The organism is Lysinibacillus sp. 1 U-2021 (assembly GCF_029916965.1).
Taxonomy (GTDB): Bacteria; Bacillota; Bacilli; order Bacillales_A; family Planococcaceae; genus Lysinibacillus; species Lysinibacillus capsici.
The window spans coordinates 4,659,706-4,679,353 of record NZ_CP123966.1 but is presented as its reverse complement, the minus strand read 5'-3'; the positions used below and the strand labels follow the sequence as shown (position 1 = coordinate 4,679,353).

General features: G+C 35.8%; 10 protein-coding genes. 4 read left to right on the top strand and 6 right to left on the bottom strand.

Annotation, left to right across the window (positions count from 1 at the left end; all coding sequences use genetic code 11):
• Positions 1-16: 16 nt before the first annotated feature.
• From csaB to QH639_RS24770, 5 genes are all read right to left on the bottom strand, one after another.
• The gene (gene csaB, locus QH639_RS24790; protein WP_281115399.1) at positions 17-1,096 is read right to left on the bottom strand and encodes a polysaccharide pyruvyl transferase CsaB; all 1,080 of its coding nucleotides are present in this window, start codon (positions 1,094-1,096) and stop codon (positions 17-19) included.
• Entirely contained in the window at positions 1,096-3,009 is a 1,914-nt protein-coding gene (locus tag QH639_RS24785) for a DUF5693 family protein (protein WP_237899279.1), read from the bottom strand. The genes csaB and QH639_RS24785 overlap by 1 nt, the downstream gene beginning before the upstream one ends.
• A 20-nt stretch (positions 3,010-3,029) precedes the next feature.
• Positions 3,030-4,586, bottom strand: a complete 1,557-nt coding sequence (locus QH639_RS24780; RefSeq protein ID WP_131520809.1) for a putative polysaccharide biosynthesis protein — start codon at positions 4,584-4,586, stop codon at positions 3,030-3,032.
• Complete coding sequence (locus QH639_RS24775) at positions 4,583-5,323, bottom strand: WecB/TagA/CpsF family glycosyltransferase (RefSeq protein WP_259419830.1); 741 nt, start codon at positions 5,321-5,323, stop codon at positions 4,583-4,585. The genes QH639_RS24780 and QH639_RS24775 overlap by 4 nt, the downstream gene beginning before the upstream one ends.
• A 342-nt stretch (positions 5,324-5,665) precedes the next feature.
• Positions 5,666-7,516, bottom strand: a complete 1,851-nt coding sequence (locus QH639_RS24770) for an S-layer homology domain-containing protein (protein ID WP_281115398.1) — start codon at positions 7,514-7,516, stop codon at positions 5,666-5,668.
• Between the two features lie 625 nt (positions 7,517-8,141).
• Here QH639_RS24770 and QH639_RS24765 point away from each other — a divergent pair.
• The 4 genes from QH639_RS24765 to QH639_RS24750 all read left to right on the top strand — a co-directional run bounded on the left by QH639_RS24765 (position 8,142) and on the right by QH639_RS24750 (position 17,647).
• Positions 8,142-11,459 carry an S-layer homology domain-containing protein gene (locus QH639_RS24765; RefSeq protein ID WP_281115397.1) on the top strand — a complete coding sequence of 1,106 codons (3,318 nt, stop codon included), beginning with the start codon at positions 8,142-8,144 and terminating at the stop codon, positions 11,457-11,459.
• 118 nt (positions 11,460-11,577) lie between these two features.
• Positions 11,578-15,555 carry a hypothetical protein gene (locus QH639_RS24760; RefSeq protein ID WP_281115396.1) on the top strand — a complete coding sequence of 1,326 codons (3,978 nt, stop codon included), beginning with the start codon at positions 11,578-11,580 and terminating at the stop codon, positions 15,553-15,555.
• A 1,214-nt stretch (positions 15,556-16,769) separates the two neighbouring features.
• Complete coding sequence (locus tag QH639_RS24755; RefSeq protein WP_281115395.1) at positions 16,770-17,123, top strand: hypothetical protein; 354 nt, start codon at positions 16,770-16,772, stop codon at positions 17,121-17,123.
• Between the two features lie 80 nt (positions 17,124-17,203).
• Entirely contained in the window at positions 17,204-17,647 is a 444-nt protein-coding gene (locus QH639_RS24750; protein WP_281115394.1) for a putative periplasmic lipoprotein, read from the top strand.
• Between the two features lie 176 nt (positions 17,648-17,823).
• Here the strand turns inward: QH639_RS24750 and QH639_RS24745 are convergent, their stop codons facing one another.
• Positions 17,824-19,332 (bottom strand): PPC domain-containing protein, encoded by a 1,509-nt coding sequence (locus QH639_RS24745; protein ID WP_281115393.1) that lies wholly within the window; start codon positions 19,330-19,332, stop codon positions 17,824-17,826.
• Positions 19,333-19,648 lie beyond the last annotated feature (316 nt).

Sequence of the window (19,648 nt, the reverse complement as noted above, 5' to 3'; positions counted from 1 at the left end):
CATCATTTTTTAATATTTATTTTGACAAAGCATCAATTGCTAATTTAGCAGTTGCAGTTGCTTCATCTTGCAATGGGATGACGGCCTGGCGCATTTTTTCTTGCACTGCTGTATAGGATTCAAGAATTGCTACAGCTTGTTCAAACAATGTTACACCATTCCAATCATCAACCTCGACATGACCGATGACAGGCTGATCAACGATATCAGCAAAAGCATCAATTTTCGGATCATACGAAATGGCAATAAACGGTGTTGCATAGATTGCCGAGAAAATTAAGGAATGTAGTCGCATACCTATTAATAGTTGAGATTGACCAATCACTGCGATTTTTTCCTCAATAGATAAATCAGCAGGAGCAATCAAGCTCTTTTCCTTCATAAGTGCTGCTACTTCCTGTGAAGTCACAAAATCATGCTCACCATGCATAGGCAGGAAAACGATTTGCTCACCCTGACGTACTAATTCATCTAGGCTGTGTGCAATTTTTTCCTTGTAGGCAACAGCGGAAGGCCAATCTCGAACGCTTACAGAGATATAGCTATCGGCTGACAAAGATACATTTTCTAGCCAATCACAATGAAAGTCATTACCGTTAAGTCCCATAACAGGATCTGGTACGATCTTGGTTTCTTTTCGTACACCGATCTCTGTTAAAAGAGCTAGAGAGGCTCTATCTCTAACCGTAATTTGCTCGACCTTATTAAAGACTGTACGAACAATGAATTTACTAAGCGGGTGATTGATTGGACCCATGCCTTGGGCGTAAACAAATACTGGCTTCTTCAACCATTTTGCGATTTGAATAACGCCCGCATAGTAAGGAATCGTTTTCATGCCTGTTTGATCCTGCATGAGACTACCGCCACCACTAATCAGTCCATCCGCTGTTTTAAGTAATTGACGAATTTCTTTCATTTTCCATCGGTTGATGGCTTTGACACCATATGTTTGCTCAGTAGCTGCTGGGTTATTAGATAGTACCGTGATTTCTATATCACTTTGCCACTTTTTTAAAGATTGGATAATGGACAGTAGAATGGCATCATCTCCGACATTATCAAATCCATAATAGCCAGATAAAACAACGTGCATTATGACCACCTCGCGATTGCCTTAGAAACCCAACGATAACCGATTTTGAAGATTAGGATAAACACAAGTCCTACTACAAGACCTAGAGATACACTGTATAGTGTACGTAATACAGAAACAGCTACTGGGATGTGTAGGTGAGTAAATGTATTCATGATGGATAAGAAACCGATAACACCTGGTACTAGGAGAATACTTCCCCATTTGCGATTAATACCCATTACATATAACGCTAAAATGAAGAATGGGAAACCAATTAAAAATTCCTTTGTTCTTGGTCGAACATACAATGTATTTTCTAGCCATTGTCTAAAGGCTAATTCCATATCACTTACAGAGCCAGAGTTCCCTGTTCGGCTAATGTAAAACAATCCGACACCTGCCAACACAACGAGTAGTAGCACATGCCAATATTTTAACTCTTTATTTAACAATGTTACCGTATTCGATAAAGAGTTCTTAATGTTTTGTTCAGCTAGTCGGTTTACCTCAATCACTGTAAATAGTAAAACACCCATAATTGGAATAAGATAAACAAGCTTAACCCCTTTAAATACAGCAAAGCCTGTCATAAAGGCATTACCATTCAATAAGCCAATGACAATAACAATGCCAATTACACTAATTGCTACTGCCTTTAAGTATTGGACCAATATGTTAGACACCTTCGTAGAACCTTGCGCTGATTTGATGACTGCATAGGTTGGTGCAAGGACTGCAATAATGAGTGCAAATGCTTGTAAGAATAGAGTACTTTTCAGAATAAAGTACGCAATTGCTAGTACAGCCATAAAGCCAGCTGCCGCGATACGAAGAGGCATCCATTTTACTAATTCTGAAATGATAAAGGTAAATAAAATACCTGCTACTAATACGGCTGCTGTGACCCAAGCTGGCACTACTACTTTATCAAATAGCTTTGGTTCACCTGCTTTGAAATGATCTGGCATTGTGTCATGCACACCATTTAAATAATCAATCGTCTCTTCTACATTTTCTTTGGCATTACCTGTTGTTTTAATATGATAGAAGATGGAGCGAATATTACGCTCTTTGACAGCTCGTGTTGTACGATCAATACTTGCATTTAGCTTTAATTTAGTCTCTCTGTTGACATTGATACTATGCAAACGAATCATATTGTAATCCGTCATTTGAGCGATTTTACTTTCACCCTTAAGTGGGTTACTTTCAATTGTGTAGAAGTAATAGCCAGCCTCATTTAATTTTTCAACTAATTGATGGCCGTCTTCTTGTCCAAAACCAATAGCTTCATCACCTTGACCAAGTAAGCGGCCTGCCGAAGCCTCTTTTAAAGCGACTAATTGATTAACTAACTTTTCATTAGCTACTTCATTATCTGCATTTTCCACCTTAAAGATGTGGGCTAGTCCATGCTTACTAATCATGTCAATAGCAGGCTGATCATAGCCAATTGGTGTTTTTAAATCAAAATTGTGGTTAGAAGTAGGAAGGAAATAAAAAGGCTCTTCTCCTATTTGTACTTCCTCTGGTTCAACGCTCTCCATGATCAGCTTTTGGTAGCTTTCATTTTCAGGCACTCGAATATAATAACCGCTATTAGAGATATCAACAGCATCTTTATAGGGTGTAAACAATAATTGTGCTGCTAACTCACTTTCTTTATAAACAGTAATTAAGTTTTGCTTTTCCATTTCCTTTAATGTTAAGGGCTCTAGACTCACAGTATTCAGCCCAGCATCCTTTAAGGAGGAAAGAATTTCATCCATTGTTAGGTCGCTATTTTTTTCTGCGGTTTGTATTTCATCATAGGGAATAACAATCTCATAAGCATCATTCGATTGCTCCGCATTCCACCTCTTCATGATACCTGTAGAGGAAACGACGAGTAAAAGAACAATGATTCCCCAAAGCCATTTCTGTTTTGACATAAGTGTCCTACCTCTCTTATTTATGAAAATCTTTTTCCGATAACAGGGATTTTCTTTAAATCTTGTTTATGAATAGCTTTCATCAGCCATAGTAGAAGGAAGTAAAGAGCGCCACCAACTACGATTGCGACAGTAAGATAGCCCATTGCCGACATTCTTGACCAATGTGTAAAGTCAAGCCAAAGTGTTGGTAATCCAACTGCTGCTCCCATTACAATGGAAGACACAATCATTTTCACCGTATCTTTTCCAAGGACAGTAAAGCGAATCATACGATAAATGAAGACAGAATTCACAATAAATAACACAAAATACACTAGTAAGGTTGCATAGGCAGCACCATCTAAACCAAATGCCTGAATGAGGAAGATGTTAGAAAACACCTTAAGGACAACACCGCTCAAAATAATGAGTGCTCCTGTTTTGGCAGCATTCATACCCTGTAGAATACCTGTTCCAAGCAAGGTCAGTGATGTAAAGACAGAGCTTAGATTGATGATGGCTAACATTAAGCTTCCCTCTAAGTCTTTAAAAAGAGCTAGATTTAAAGGCAAGGTTAAGGCTAGTAGCCCAATCGCAGCTGGCCATGAAATAAGGTGTGTCATACGATGAGTTTGCTCAATAATAGTGCGTGTTTCATCCAATTTACGCTCAGCTAGCTTCGTTGTAATCAACGGCACAAGCGGCAAGATAATTGAAGAAGCAAAAACAGTCGTAATTTGAACTAATGTTAGTCCTCGACCATAAATACCATAAAGGTAGCTAATTTCACTCGCATCTGCACCAGCACTTCTTAAGCCATATGTAACCGTAAAGGAATCAACAAAGTTAAAGAGTGCCATTGTCACAGAACCGATCGCAATGGGAATCGAAATTTTTAAAATGGTTTTACTGTATTGAGAGAAATCCTTACCAGAATATTTCTCCTTACTCGTCACTTTTACAGAAGAACGGAAATATTTAAAGAGTAAATAGAAAAGTGATCCGAGGGCTCCTAATACAGAGCCTGCCATAATTCCACCAGCTACGATATCATTTGAATAATCCATTGCTACGAGGAAATACGCTACAATTAAAATTAACGCAACACGTACTAACTGCTCAATCACTTGAGAGATGGCAGTAGGGCGCATATCCCCAAAACCTTGGAAAAATCCACGATAGACAGCCATATAAGGAGCTACCAGTAATGTAAGGGCAACAATAATTAAGGCAATCTCTGTGGAGGGCCCACCAAGTGCATTCGCTATCTGCTCTGAAAAGCCGTAAATGATTGTAAAACTAATGACGCCAAAGGATAATGCAAGGATTCTTGCAGTCACATAAATTTTCTTAATTTTGGCAGTATCATGACTCGTCCTAGCTTCCGCAATCAGCTTAGAAATAGCGATAGGGATACCCGCAACGGATAAATATAGTGCTACCATATAAACAGGATAGACAAGACTAAAAATACCAAGTACTTCATCACCAGCAATATTTTGAAGTGGTATACGGAAGATACTACCGATTACTTTTGAAAGTAAAGTGGCAATCGTTAGGATGAGTGTGCTTTTAACAAATGTTGACTGACTCATTTTGTTTTGCCCTGACCTTTAAGCTTTAATGCAAATACTTTTAAAGCAAAGCGAGGGAGTACAAGCATTCTGCCAAATCGACTTGGCTGGCGTAACAGTCGATAGAGCCATTCAAGATTTAACTTTTGCCAAAGTACTGGTGCACGTTTTACAGTACCAGCGATGACATCGAAGGAGCCGCCTACGCCGATAAATACACCCTTTGAAAATTTTTCAAGGTTTTCGGTTATCCATTTTTCCTGTCTTGGTACACCTAATGCCACAAATACAAGATCAGGCTGTAAAGTTGCAATTTCATTTGCAAAATCATTATTATGCCAGTCGAAGTAGCCATCATGATAGCCAACAACATCAACGTTTGGATAGTTCTTATGAATATTGGCAACCGTCTTTTCGATAGTTTCCTTTTGCGCACCTAATAAATAGATTTTAAAGTGCTTTTGCTGACCAACTTCCAACAGACGTACCATCGTATCATAGCCAGTTACACGCTCAGGAAGTGAATCACCTAGGATTTGTGCAGCCTTAACGACACCAATGCCATCCGCACAAATGTAAGTTGCCTGCTTTAAGTAATTCATGACAGTTGGATTTTCATTTGCCTGCATGACAACTTCAGGATTGGCTGTCACAACGAAAGTTTTTTCTTGCTGTTCAATACGATTAACGAGTAAATCAACAAACCCTTGCTGACCAATATGTAAAAAGGGTACGCCCATAATCGTTACATGCCTCATATAGTGTTCAAACCTTTCTGTAATTCCATTTTCACTGCAATCTATCATACCACAAAAGCAATATTGACAGGAAATTTTCGATAATGGGTTTAATGATGATTACCTAAAGTATAGCTCTGTTCAGTAACGATTTTTACATGGTATAGCAATTGTCCTATTAAGCTTTTTTAGGACACTATTTCGACGTAGAATTTACTAAATTTTAGGGGGATAGTTTGAAAATTATATCCTAAAATTTCGAGTTTCTTCTATTATATAGCGCTTTCATCTCGGCGATAAAAAGAGATGAACAAAAAGAGTGCGAATCATCATCGCACTCTTTTTTTGCGCATCCTATTAAAATCATTTTTTTACAATATAATCGCCATGTACCCAGCCTGTTTTTCCGTTGTAAAGCACCTGATACCAGGCATCATTTTTTATGAATTCACCTTTATCGTCTACAGCCCCGATAATAAAGCCATTTGGTTTCACAGTACCTAAAATAGCACTTGTCGTAGATGGTTCGCTTCGAACATTAAGTGTAATATTCATATTAACAATTTGTAAGCCATTTTCAAGACTCACATAATCATCAATCACCCAGCCCTCTTGTCCATTGACACTTACTTTCAACCAACCACCATTTTCACCAAGAACTTTGAAGGAGGTATCCTTTGGCAAATTCGTAATAATCGAAGCATTATCTGCTGTATTCGGATACGTTCTCATATTGAGATTAATCGTCGTTTTACCTGTTGCTCCAGCTAACCCTAAATCCAATGCGTATTGATTCGATGGACTTGGTAATGAAGGAGCGGAAGATTGGCTTTGATAGGCAGGCACATCAAACACTAGGTTTGTTGTCGTATGAGCACCAATTAATTCATAAATATCATAGATCTTTTTCGCTTGAATGACAGCCCACATCACATGTGTTGCATACTGGTGGACTGTTGGATTATCAGGATTCCAACGCATTTTATAGAGCGTATCTTGACCCCTGCTAATATACTGATCCTTGACAAATTGGGCACCTCCGATAATGGCATCCTGAACAGTAAACCAGCCATTTGTATAAGCGCGCTCCGCACCATACTTATTAGCATCTGCATCAATAGCGCCAATACCATAAGCATTGTAGGTTGTCTTAATAGCAGTTAATTTATCACGATTTTCTGGTGTTGCTACCATCGGCTTGCCATTTGTATCTAAGCCAACCTCGATCCCTTTAATTAGTGCAGAACCACCATTCGCTGTTTCATGCAAGGCATGGGAGACTAAATAAATAGCATTGATCTTATTGTCTACACCAGCTTGAATGAAGGCATCCGCTGTACCTGCTAAGCTTCCTTTATTGGCAAGTACTTTATCATTTAGCTCTTTTGCACTGAGATTATTGACGACAGTAGATAATTTTAGGAATTGATAATAAGATGGGCTATCCTGCATAAAGCTTTTTGGGTGTACATAGTATGACACTAGTGCCTCGCTAGCCGTGAAATTGCCCGCACCATCGACCTTTGGATTATTCATGGTTTGTTTACTCACTACAGAGGAGTAATCATGTGAGTAATTCGTCGTCATATATTGCTTACCACCTGTCCCAGGCGCCTCTAAATGGATTAAACGATAGAGCACGGTAGCTGCCTCAGCACGAGTTGTTTGAGCAAGAGGTGCAAATTGATTATTTGGCTTCCCAACAAGTAGTCCTGTTGTGACGACAGCTTGTACATCTGCATAAGCCCATTTGGCAATACGCGCATTATCAGTAAAAGCAATAGGGGAGGAAGATGTATTGATGTTTTGATAAGTAAGAGCTCTTTTTAACATAGCCGCCATTTCCTGACGATTAATGTGATTATTAGGATGGAATTTGCCTTGCTCGTCACCTTTAATTAGCCCGTGATAGCTTGCTTGTTCAACTACCCCATAATACCAGTCACCTTTTTTAACATCTGTAAAGGTTGCCTGACTAGAAGCTGCTGGCAAGTTCAGTGTTCTAACAAGAAAGGCTGCAAATTCAGCACGAGTGACAGCATCATTCGGACGATAATAGCCGAATTCATCACCCTTCATTAAATCGTTGGTAATAAGATAGTTCATTTCATGGTAGGCCCAGTGCTTCGAAATATCTTCTGCTGAAGCAGAAGTTGGCGCAAGATATAACATGCCTGCTAGTACGGCCCCGTAAAGAGGAAATTTACGTTTCATTTTTTAAGCTCCCTTCAATAGCTGATATGTTCTATCAAACTATCAAAAGTGTAGCATAAAAAGTGGCAATCTATTATTACAACATGGGGACATTATTTACTTAATAAAGAAGAAACTCATAAAGTTGGTGGGGAAGAGGCAGAATTCGCTAAGAAACGCCTTCTATATTTCTGTTTCTTTACAATTATAACTAAAATATTACGGGAGTCTTTAATTTTTGACAATTTAGTAACCATTCCAGAAAATGCTTGGTTATTATTGAGAGTAAGGTATAATAGGTAACGGAACTATATGTTACCAATACATTTTAGACAATAAATAGATGGTAGCTTATTGGTATCTGTTATATACCATAATAGGTATGGTAAAATAAGCTTTCATAACTAAATTTATGTCCCAGTGCTTGAATTTAGGAAAAGTTAGTGTTATATTATTGTAGAAAGTGAATAAACTTACTAGAATGGTATTCTACTACTCTTTTTCTAGTAAATTTACTAACAAATTTGCTTTAGTTTTGTATTATTCAAGAAAGCTATAATACATACATTTAGGTAACTAATAAGGCGGTACTATAGTTTTCGTTGGATTAATATCAATTTAAGGAATTTTAGGGAGGAATACATTAATGGCAAAGCAAAACAAAGGCCGTAAGTTTTTCGCGGCATCAGCAACAGCTGCATTAGTTGCATCAGCAATCGTTCCTGTAGCATCTGCTGCTCAATTAAATGACTACAACAAAATCTCAGGTTACGCGAAAGAAGCGGTTCAATCACTAGTTGACAACGGCGTAATCGAAGGTGATGCTAACGGAAACTTCAACCCACTAAAAACTATTTCTCGTGCAGAAGCTGCAACAATCTTCACAAAAGCATTAGAATTAGAAGCTGATGGATCTGTAGATTTCAAAGACGTTAAAACTGGCGCTTGGTACTACGATGCAATCGCAGCAGCTGTATCAAACGGAATTTTTGAAGGTGTTAGTGCAACTGAATTCGCACCTAACAAATCATTAACTCGTTCAGAAGCAGCTAAAATCCTAGTTGACGCTTTCGGTTTAGAAGGTAGCGAAAGCCTAAGCCAATTCGCTGATGCTTCTTCAGTAAAACCATGGGCTAAATCTTACCTAGAAACAGCTGTAGCTAACGGAATCTTCACTGGTTCTGAAACAAACGGTAAATTAAACCTTAACCCTAACGCATCAATCACTCGTCAAGACTTCGCAGTAGTATTCGCTCGTACGCTTGATCTAGCTGTTGAAACAGTTGACGCTTCAATCAAAGCTATCAACAACACAACTGTTGAAGTAACATTCGACGAAGAAGTGAATGTTGATGACGTAAAAGCTTCAAACTTCAAAATTGATGGTTTAGAAGTTAAAAACGCTTCTGTTAAACAAACAAACAAAAAAGTTGTTGTTTTAACTACTGAAGCTCAAACTGCTGATAAAGACTACGTTTTATCTTACAAAGATGAAGAAATCGGTAAATTCAAAGGTATTGCAGCTGTAATCCCTACGAAAATCGATGTAACAACTGCATCAGTACAAGGAGTTATTGGTAAAGAAGTAACTCTTAAAGCTCAAGTTACTGTAGCTGACGGTCAATCTAAAGCTGGTATCCCAGTAACATTCAACATCGTAAGCGATAACGCTAACGTTAACGCTAAAATCGAAGTTGAAGCTTTAACTGATGAAAATGGTGTAGCTACTTACTCTTACACTCGTTACTACGAGCACAACGATAACGTAGCAGCTTACGCTACTAGCAAATCTTCAGTTTCTTCTACTGGTAAAGTATACTGGGCTAACAAAATTCAATTAGCAGTTTCTGAAATCACAACTGGTAATGAATTAGCTAACAATACTAAAAAATCATACAAAGTAGTTGGCGCTAAAAACACAACTTACTATGTAGCAGTTAAAGAAAACATTGATGTAAACCCAGATAAAATCACAAACCTTTATGTACAAGATCATGCAAACTCAAACAACTTTGTAATTCCTTACGAATTAACAACTGGTTCTGAGAAATTTGCAAAAGTTCAAACAAACGCTAACGGTGAAGCAACATTTACTGTTTACGGTTCTGACTTAACTGCAACACCAATCGTTTACTTACCATCATCAGTAAACAAAACTGCAACTGATTTCTCTTACTCTAAACTTGCATTACAAGCTGAAGCACCAGCAGTTAAATTCTCAAAAATCGATAAATTAGCGATTACTGTTGCTGCTGAAGGTAAAGCAGATTCTGCAGAATTCTTAAATACACCAGTAGCTTATGACCAAAACTCTGTTGGTGGACGTAACTATACTGTTACTGTAACTGACAAAGACGGTAAATTAGCTCCAGAAGGTACAGCTGCTTATGTAACATTTGATAAAGAAAACCTTTCTTCTATCACTACTGATGCAGTTTACTTCTCAACAGCTAAAGAAAACTTTGTTAAAGTAACAGCTGGTACAGTTTACAAAGTAACTGTAGGTAAAGAAGGTAAAGCTCAATTCCACTTAACTGGTAAAGGTTCTACTGCTTTCGCAAAACCAACAGTATTCTTAAACACAGCTGGTAAAACTGCTCCTGTAGAGCTTGACAAAGCTGACGTTCAAGCTGTAGCTGAAGTAACTTACTTCAAAGCTCCAGAAGTAACAAATGCAACATTAAAAGTTACTGATGAGTATGGCCGTACAATTACATCTACTACTGCTGGTAAAGATGCAGTATTCACTTACCAATCTGTAGATCAAAACGGATTCGACTACCGTCCAAATGGTTACAACTCAACTGGTCAAACAACTCAAATCGTTTGGAAACCAGTTACACAACCAGATGGCACAATCGTATGGGTACAAGAAGTTATTACTAACCCAGGTAACACTGTTTACGAATATGCATTAGCATTTGATGTAACTTCTACATTCGGTAATGCAACTGTAAAAGATGCTTCTGGTAAAGTATTAAACGCTTCACAAAACTTAGGTAACACAAAAACTTACCAAGTGAAATCTGATGCAACTGGTAAAGCAATTGTACGCGTTACAACTGACGCTGCTGATACAGTAAGCGTAAACGTAACAGGTGCAAGCAACATTCTACCAACTCAAACTGCATCTGTATCATTCACAAACTCAACAGTTGTTCCTGCACTTTACACTGGTGTTGTAGATTCTTATGACTCTATCAAACAAACACTTAAATTTGCTGGTAAAGAATCAGTATCTTATGTTGGTGAGAAAGTTTACTACCGTGGTCTTAACAACACACCAATCGCAACTGCTGATGACTTCATTAAAGCTTTAGCAAATGCAACTGGTACTGTTCAAGTAACTTATGAAGTAAAAGATGGCGTTACAACTTTCTACATCTATAGCATTGCTACTACTGGTAACAAACCAGTCGATACAGCTGCTCCTATCGTATTACCTGGTGCAGAAGCATTAGCTAAAGCGATCAAAGATGCAGAAAACGCTAACTTAAAACAAGCAGAATACACTGCAGAATCTTGGAAAGTATATGCTGATGCATTAGTAGCAGCAAAAGCTGTAGCTCCTACAGCAGCTGATACTGACAAAGCTGTAGCAGCAAAAGCTTTAAACGATGCTCGTGCAGCTCTAGTAAAAGCTCCAGTAGCTGAAGTTAAAACAGAAGTTACTTCTGCAGTAGGCTTTGCTCCAAATGATACAGCAGCTCTTTTAGGCCTTTTCACTTCATATGAAGTAGCTGGTACAGTAGCTGAAGCTGACACTACTAAAAAAGTAGAGTTAAAAATCAGTTTTGAAGATGAAACTGTAACACCTGCAACAGTTACTGTTGAAGTTAAAGATGGTAAATTTGCTTATACTACACCTGCATCAACTTTTGCTAACACAGTTAAAGCTGTAACTTTAGTAGTTGATGGTAAAGAAGTAGGAACTGCGAAAGCAATCGAAGCTAAAGTTAAATAATTATTTAACATCGATTCCACTTAATAAAATAATTTTATAGGGGATAAGTATATACTTATCCCCTATAAATTTATATGAAGTATAAGTATATAGATATATAACTTTTAGGAGGATTATTATGAAAAAAGGTCTACAATTATCTGCGGCAGCAGTTATTGCATTATCTGCAATTACACCTGTAGCTACAGCAGCAGCAGCAGAGCCAACAGCTCAACAAGTTAAACCAGGTATTTATACTACTGAGGGTTATACGTCAATTGCTGATTTCAAAAAATTAACAACAGCTAAAAAAGCAGCTTTATTACAAAAGCCAGGAGCAGTTTTAGTCGTTGGGACAGATGTAATTCCGACAGAAGTAATTCTAACTGGTACAAATGATGATCTTGAAAATTCAAAAGTAAGTGTGGAAAAATATCAAGAGGATAACAAAGTTGTTATTACTGAAGATGGTATTAAACCAGTAACACCAGAAGAAACAGTTACAGTATCAGCAGTAAGCGCGATTACTGAAACAACAGTTTCTGTAACATTTGCTGAAGGTGTTGAAGTAACGGACGAAGATTTAGAAGGTAAAACTATTACTTTAAAAGCTGGCGAAACAACTTTAACTGCAACTTATGCATCATCAAGCTTGGCTGGTTCAACAGCAGTATTTGAGTTAACTGAAGAATCAAAATTAGTAGATGCAACTGAATACACAGTAACTGCTGATTGGACAAAATTTGATAAGACAACTTTTGTAGCTGAAATTGGAACTGCTTATGCTAAAACATTTACAGCTGTAACAACTAAAGTGTATGCAAGTTCTCAAGGTGCTACAGAAACAATTTTAAACATCAAAGCTCAAGATCAATATGGTGAAGCAATTGATGTACCAACAACATTAGATTTCGATGGTAGTACTTTAAATGGTATGCCAATTAATACAGATTTAACAGTAGATACTGCTGGTAAAGTAACATTAGCTAAAACAGTTAAAGCTGGTGATGTGTTAGTACTGAAAGTCTCTAACATTGATTCAGAAGATAAAGTATTAGGTACAGCTACATTTACTTACACAGTAGAAAAAGTAGAAGATGGCTTTAACCCGTTAGCTCCAAACTCAATTGAATCTATTAAAGCAATCGATGCAAATGGTGCTACAGTAACTAAGTTTGCAGCTACAGATGTAGTTACATTATCTGCAAATGTATTAGATCATGCTTCTAACCCAGCGGTGTCTGCTCCGGGTAATGATAAAGAAGTACGTTGGGTAGTTAAAGAGGGTAAAAACTTACTTGAAACTACAGCTGTTCATACAGGTACTGTAGGAGAAGAACTTGGTAGTGATTTAACTACGCTAGATTTAGAAATTGGACAAACTCCAACATTCAAAATCAAATCTCCAGGAACAATAGTAGTAGAAGCATACAATATTGCAAATGGTGCAAAATCTTCTTACACTATTACAGCTGGTGCTCAAGAGTTGAAAACTTTAACATTTACTTCTAAAAATAATACTGGTAATAACAATGAAGAAGTAGTTCTAGGTAAAATTGAGCAAAATACTGGTGCAGCTTTTGCAGCAACAGATTTAAAATTCCGTGTACTTGATAGCAAAGGTGCTGAAACTACTAAGGCTTCAGTAAAAGCAGTAGTAGCAGCTAAAAATGATACAAATGGTTATGCAGAAGGTACAATCTACTTAGTAGCAACTACAACAGAAGCGGCAGCTTACACAGTAGTACCTTATGTAGGAGCTTCATTTGAAGATACAAAAGCTGTGAAAGCAGCTCCAGTGGCATTTGAAACTCAATTAAATAGCACAGCTGTTTCTATTAATGCAATCAGTTTATCTACATTAAAAGTAGGTACACCAGTAACTGCTGATTTAGTAATCAAAAACAAACATGGTGAAAACATTGTATCTGAATTAGATTTAGCTACAGATGTAGAAGCTGTCGTTTATAAAGACGGAGCAGTTGCTCAAGGTACACCAGTAACTGTTACTTATGAATATGATGCAACAACAAAAAATGCAAAAGCTAAGTTTGTTGCTAATACAGAAGGTACTTATACAGTACGTTTAGTTGTTAAAAACACAGCAGCAGTAACGGATGTAGCAGTAAAAGCTGAAGAAACAGCTATCGCATCAGTTAACTTAGGTGCAGATATCTATGATATTGTTTCTGGTGACAAAGACGTTTACCGTACAATTACTGTAAAAGACAATAAAGGTGATGTAATTCTTCCTAAAATTGGTGCTGGAGAAGGCGAATTATCACTATCACAAGCAGTAACTAATGTTTCTTTAGAATATGTTGCTAAAGATGCTAAAGGTAACTGGACTGTAGTAGCTGAAAATAAAGCAGAAGCAGTAGCAGTGAAATTTGCAAAAGCAATCGCTAAGCAAGAAGTAACTTCAGTTAAAGTACAAGTGAACCCAGCTCCAGCAGGTACTGTGTCAATTCAAGATGAATTAAAAGTAACTGTAAAAGAAGCTCGTAAACTTGACAAAGTAACTGTAAGTCCAGCTTCATTAACAATTGGTTTAAATGGTGAAACAACTATAACTGTAAACACTGTTGACCAATATGGTGCTGCATATACTGCGAGTGCATCTGAATTAACAAACTTAACAATTGTTGATGCTTCTACTGGTTCAGAAAAAATTACAGTTTTAACAGCATCAGGTGCAAATGCTACAGAAGTAAAAGATACGAATGATAAAGTAATTGGTTACAAATTCACAGTTCAAGGTACTGCAATTGGTAACACTTCTTTACAAGTTAAATCAGGTGCTGATGTAAAAGCTACAATCAACGCAACTGTTGCAGAAGCTGTTGATGTAGTATCATCAATTGCATTTGAGGGTACTTCATTTAATGAAGATGGTACTTATAAATACAAAATTGATGCAGATGAAAATACTGATAAATTTAATAAATTTGCTGTAACGGGTAAAGATGCTTCTGGTAACAGAGTAGCGATTGATCCTACTAAAGTTACGTGGACAACGTCAAATGCTTCTGTTTTAGCATACGATGCATCTTCAGGAGAATTTAAAGTATTAAAAGCAGTAGAAAACGATACTGTAGTAACAGTTACAGCTGACTTATACGGTAAAAAAGTTTCTGTAGACTTAACATTATCTGCTGAAACAGCAAAATTAGTACCAAGTACTTTAGCAGTAAAAGAATCAAAAACAGTAGATGCTGATACAACTAAAGAAGGTATCCAAATTGCTCTAGACGGTGATAATAAAGATGGCGAAGCAAACGGTGCAATTACATTAACATTCACTGGTAAAGACCAATATGGTTCAGATTTAACAACTTTATCAGATGTGTTAGCATTTAAAGAATCTGTCGCGAAAGTATCTAAAAATGGTAACAAGTTAACAATTACTGCAGTAGGTAAAGGTGATACTCAAGTTCGTACAACTGTAGATGGAACAGACTTCTTAATCGATGTAACTGTAACTGATAAAGCAGTTGCAGATGCTGGAAATGCTTCTTCATTAGCAGATGCTCAAACACAAGCAAAAGCTGCGTTAGATGCATATGTAGATGTAACTGATTACACAACAAATGAACAAGCTTTAACAGATGCAATTGCTGCTGGTAAAGTTGCAATTGATGCAGCAACAACTACTGGTGATGTAGCAACTGCTCTTGCGAATGCAAAAACTGTTATCGATGGGATCAAAACAGATACTCAATTAGCATTAATAGATGCTCAAACACAAGCAAAAGCTGCGTTAGATGCATATGTAAATGCAGCTGATTACACAACAAATGAACAAGCTTTAACAAATGCAATTGCTGCTGGTAAAGTTGCAATCGATGCAGCAACAACTACTGGTGATGTAGCAACTGCTCTTGCGGATGCAAAAACTGTAATCGATGATATCGATTCAGATACTGAAGAAGTTGCAACAATTAAAGCATCTTTAAGTTCTTTAGCATGGGATACTGATGAAGCAACTACATTATCAGCAGTAAAAGCAGCAATAAGTGGAATTTCTGAAGCTTCTGTTGAAGAAGATGTAGACGATCAAGTTGTAATTACAATTACAATTGGTAATGCTTCAGATACAATCACACTTACTCCTTAATAAAACTAAACGAAACGTTACTCTATAAGCTAGTTCACTAGTGAAATGAGTGGAAACAGCCTTTGTCATTTTATGATTATGAATTACAAAGTTGTTTCTAACTATCGTGCCTGTATTCATCAGGGAAGTTCTGATGTATGAGAAACAGTTCCAGCTTCTCATAAGCCTAATCCTCCTGCATCCAATGCGTGTGTCTATCCACACAAAGGGATGAAGTCAGGTGAAGTCGTACCCAGTGAAAGTCTGTGGGCGGGGCTCCTTAAAAATTGACTATGGCTAGGTAGACGAATCCATGTAGGTAGTATGTTTCGATGCTTGATGCGAAATAGCTAGGAGTTCATCTAGCATTCTATTGCTTTAAATAGCAAATTAGGTCATCTGGACAATTCGGAACTGTTAAACAGATGATGTGCATACTGTATAGTGGGAGCCTAAGGTCATTAAAACAAGGGAACAGCATGATGGAACGTTTGAAGTCTATTTGGAAGAGGTCGATAGAACCGACGACATCAAATAGATGGCAGCGGGTTCATAGTAGTGTCGATCGCTAGCCGTTTGAACTTGTATGGTAACATAAAAGAAGGATAAAACTAGCAGGAGCGAAGGAACCCAGTCAGTGATAAGTTCAATTACTTATTTCCCCAAAAGAAGTAATTGGTGAATACCAAATCATTATATTGATACTCAACCTTACATGAGATACTACTCATGTAAGGTTTTTTATTACTTATAACCATTACTACATTTAATATTTTAATAATTGAAAAGGTCCGACTCATATTACATTCATTTAAATTGCCAAAGAACAGTATAAAGGTATCGTTATTTTGATAAAACATACATAATTTATAGGACTTAAAAACTAATTTGAATAAAATTAAACTAAATTATATTTATTTATGGTTAAAATGATGTATTTACAATTATTTATTTAGTATAATTCCTGCTTAACAAGAAGTCAATGTGTAAAATTTGGATATTAAATAAAGGAAAAAGATTTATTTGAATGAGATTTTGGTTATAAAACTTTTATAATATAAATAATTTAAGTGTTAATATAAAAACTCAAATTAACTTCCTCATCAAAAGCTCAAAATATTATATGAAAGATTTATCGTTATTTCATTTTTTTCCCATTAATACTCTTGTAGAGAGATTATATATCGTTTAGAATATACAGTATAAGTAAGAAATGGATTAGAAGGAGGATACATATGAAGAAAAACATAGTTGTATTATTTTTGGGGATTTTTATGCTAACTTCTATTATTTTACCTATTAATAATACTGCTTCTGCTGCAAGTGATACCCTCGATATAGGAATTTATGTTGATGGTAAATTTCATACTAAAATATCTGATTTTAAAAAAATGAAAACTGCTGATAAAGCGAAATTGCTAATGACGAATGGGGCTTATCTATCTTTAGGTAAACAACTTGTTGAAACTAAGAATATTTTCACTATGAATAATGAGCAATTAGAAAATTCAAAAATTTCTGTAGCTGAGTATCTAGGGATAATTGGTGGAGGACAGACTTCAGAATTTAAAGTTCTTTCAATTGATTAAAAAGTTTGTGGCCAGTTGAGGAGGAAATCCTCAACTGGTTATTTAATTGAGTTATACAATAAAAGAAAGGAAGTTTGAAATTGAAATTTATTAGTGCCTTAATTTTGGTAATACTTCTAGTATCGGGTTGTACAAATGACAAAACACAAGTTGAAGAGGATATAGTTCAAGAGATAGGTAATAAGGATAATGCAAAAAAAATAGAAAGTGAATCACCTGTATCTCAAAAGGAGCAACAAAAAGAAGCTGAAGGATTTCTAGAGCAGCTAGAAACTACAAAAAATAACAATCTTGAAAAGCAAATTGAAAATGAAAAAGGTGTTATACAGCACCAAATATTTATAATGGAGAAGTTAGGTCTTGCTGGTGGAGAACTTGTTGTAGGGAAAGATGTAAAAGATGATGAGGGTAAACGCCTTGCAGAAAAATATGCGCAACAAATGAAGAATCAATATTCAAATTTGGGGATAGCTATTACAGTTATCCGTGATGGTAAAGAAATCACAACTGTTGAGCTAGATTAAAAATGTGATAGGGATTAATTACTTTCTATACCAGATAAAGTCTGTTAATTCCCAATATGAATAAAATTTAAAATTTTTACGGTAGTCTCAAAAGACTTGAGATGCCAATTGATGAAAGAGTAAAGCAATAAAAAACTAGCTGACACTTCACTCGCGCAGCTAGTTTTTTTAATTGACTATGGTTGTTTATAAAAATTTGTTGTTAATTCGTATGGTCCATAAGAATTAGAGTAGTTTAGACGAATATAATATTTCCCTGGTGTTACATTATACGTTAATTTAGCTTCAGTTTTATTATAGGAATCTTTTAAAGACCAACCGTCAGTGCCATTTGAATCGTAAAGATATAAATTAATTTTATTACCATTTAAACCAAGAGCTGAAATGTCAATTGTACCAGGTTCGAGAATTTCAAGTTTATAAAAGTCATCTGTGTTCTTAGTTAAGTTATCGTAATGATAACCTAGATGACCATGCAAGCTACTATTTAAAGGGATTGAATTTGCTAAAATATAGTTACTAGAAGCATTATCATTAGGTATAGAATCTGGAGTGAAATTATTTGTTAATTCATAGGCTCCATAGTTTCCAGAATCATTAATGCGAATATAGTAAGTACCTGCTGACAGCCCTACACTCATTTGTGCTGTGATTTTACCATATTGATAAGAAATATCACTTTGGTCATTTCCACGGGCACCATAAATGTATAAATTAAGATAATTTCCGTTTAGCTGTACAGCGTTTATGTCTAAACGGCCATCTTCAGGAATGACTAGTTTAAAATAGTCATTGTTATTTCTATAATCGGAAGAACGTGAATAACCTACATGACCATACATCTTAGAATTTAAATCTATTTCGCTGGCTTGTATATAGGTTGAAGCCCCATTATCATTTTCATACGTATTTTCTAAAAACACTGCAGTAAGTTTATAATTGGCGCTACTGTTATTGTTAATTCTTATATAATAGGTACCTTCTTGTAAACCTGCTTTCAGATTGGCTGTTACTCCCGAATTACTTTTGATAGAATAATCATCACTGCCTTTAGAACCATATAAATAAATTGATGATGATGTACCTAATTCATTTACAACATTTATTGTTATCTCTCCATCAGCAGGTAATTCAATTTTATAGTAATCCTCTCTATCTGCAGGGGAGAGGGTACCCGAAACAGTTTCATTCAAAGGTAATGATGAAGCAGTAATATATGTATTATTCGGTTCTAAATCAGCTGATCGAGCTGTATTAGAAGTTGTGAAGTCCATTTTGTATTTAAAACCATTAGCTAAAATTATTTTAAGTTGGTATTGGGTATTGCCATGGAAACCATAAGTTGGTGCCACTTTAAGAGTCTTTTGAGCTGTCTTAGTAATTGTCACTGGAATAAATTCATTATTTCTTTCAATTACTACAGCATCAATTTTATCAAAGCTAACAGTATCATTAAATGTTACGGTCCACACTTTATCTAAAGGCACATTCTTTTTACTGTCAAAAGATTCCCATTGTGTATTATTTAAAATAGTTCTAGTTTCTTTTAAATTGGCGCCTTCCATTACACCATACTCATTAAAATGTAGTAACTCTTCTTCCGCAAAGGCATTTTTTTCTGTTAAAAAAGCAAAAGATAGAACATAAACAAGCAATACAAAAAGCAATTTCCTATTAAAATACATAATGAAACACTCCTATTTTAATGTGTAATAATAACCAAAAAATATAAGCTTATAATTGTTTGTAGAAGAAAGAAGTTGCTTAATATATTTTTGGTAAATATACCTAAATTATATACTATTATCTTGATTATTAAATAGTTTTTTGAAATATAAATAAATGTAAAGTTGTCTATTAAATAGGTAATGAATGATATTATTTTTCATAGGTAATAAAGATTTATTGGATAGATAATAATTCCAAATCACTAAAATAATTTAATATATTTACCGATAATAAATATATTAAAAGAGTTTGAAAGACGATACGATTCATTAT

Bases quoted from the DNA above. Each gene is read 5' to 3' on its own strand.
- csaB (WP_281115399.1), bottom strand. From the start codon at position 1,096: ATGCACGTTGTTTTATCTGGCTATTATGGATTTGATAATGTCGGAGAT.
- QH639_RS24785 (WP_237899279.1), bottom strand. From the start codon at position 3,009: ATGTCAAAACAGAAATGGCTTTGGGGAATCATTGTTCTTTTACTCGTC.
- QH639_RS24780 (WP_131520809.1), bottom strand. From the start codon at position 4,586: ATGAGTCAGTCAACATTTGTTAAAAGCACACTCATCCTAACGATTGCC.
- QH639_RS24775 (WP_259419830.1), bottom strand. From the start codon at position 5,323: ATGAGGCATGTAACGATTATGGGCGTACCCTTTTTACATATTGGTCAG.
- QH639_RS24770 (WP_281115398.1), bottom strand. From the start codon at position 7,516: ATGAAACGTAAATTTCCTCTTTACGGGGCCGTACTAGCAGGCATGTTA.
- QH639_RS24765 (WP_281115397.1), top strand. From the start codon at position 8,142: ATGGCAAAGCAAAACAAAGGCCGTAAGTTTTTCGCGGCATCAGCAACA.
- QH639_RS24760 (WP_281115396.1), top strand. From the start codon at position 11,578: ATGAAAAAAGGTCTACAATTATCTGCGGCAGCAGTTATTGCATTATCT.
- QH639_RS24755 (WP_281115395.1), top strand. From the start codon at position 16,770: ATGAAGAAAAACATAGTTGTATTATTTTTGGGGATTTTTATGCTAACT.
- QH639_RS24745 (WP_281115393.1), bottom strand. From the start codon at position 19,332: ATGTATTTTAATAGGAAATTGCTTTTTGTATTGCTTGTTTATGTTCTA.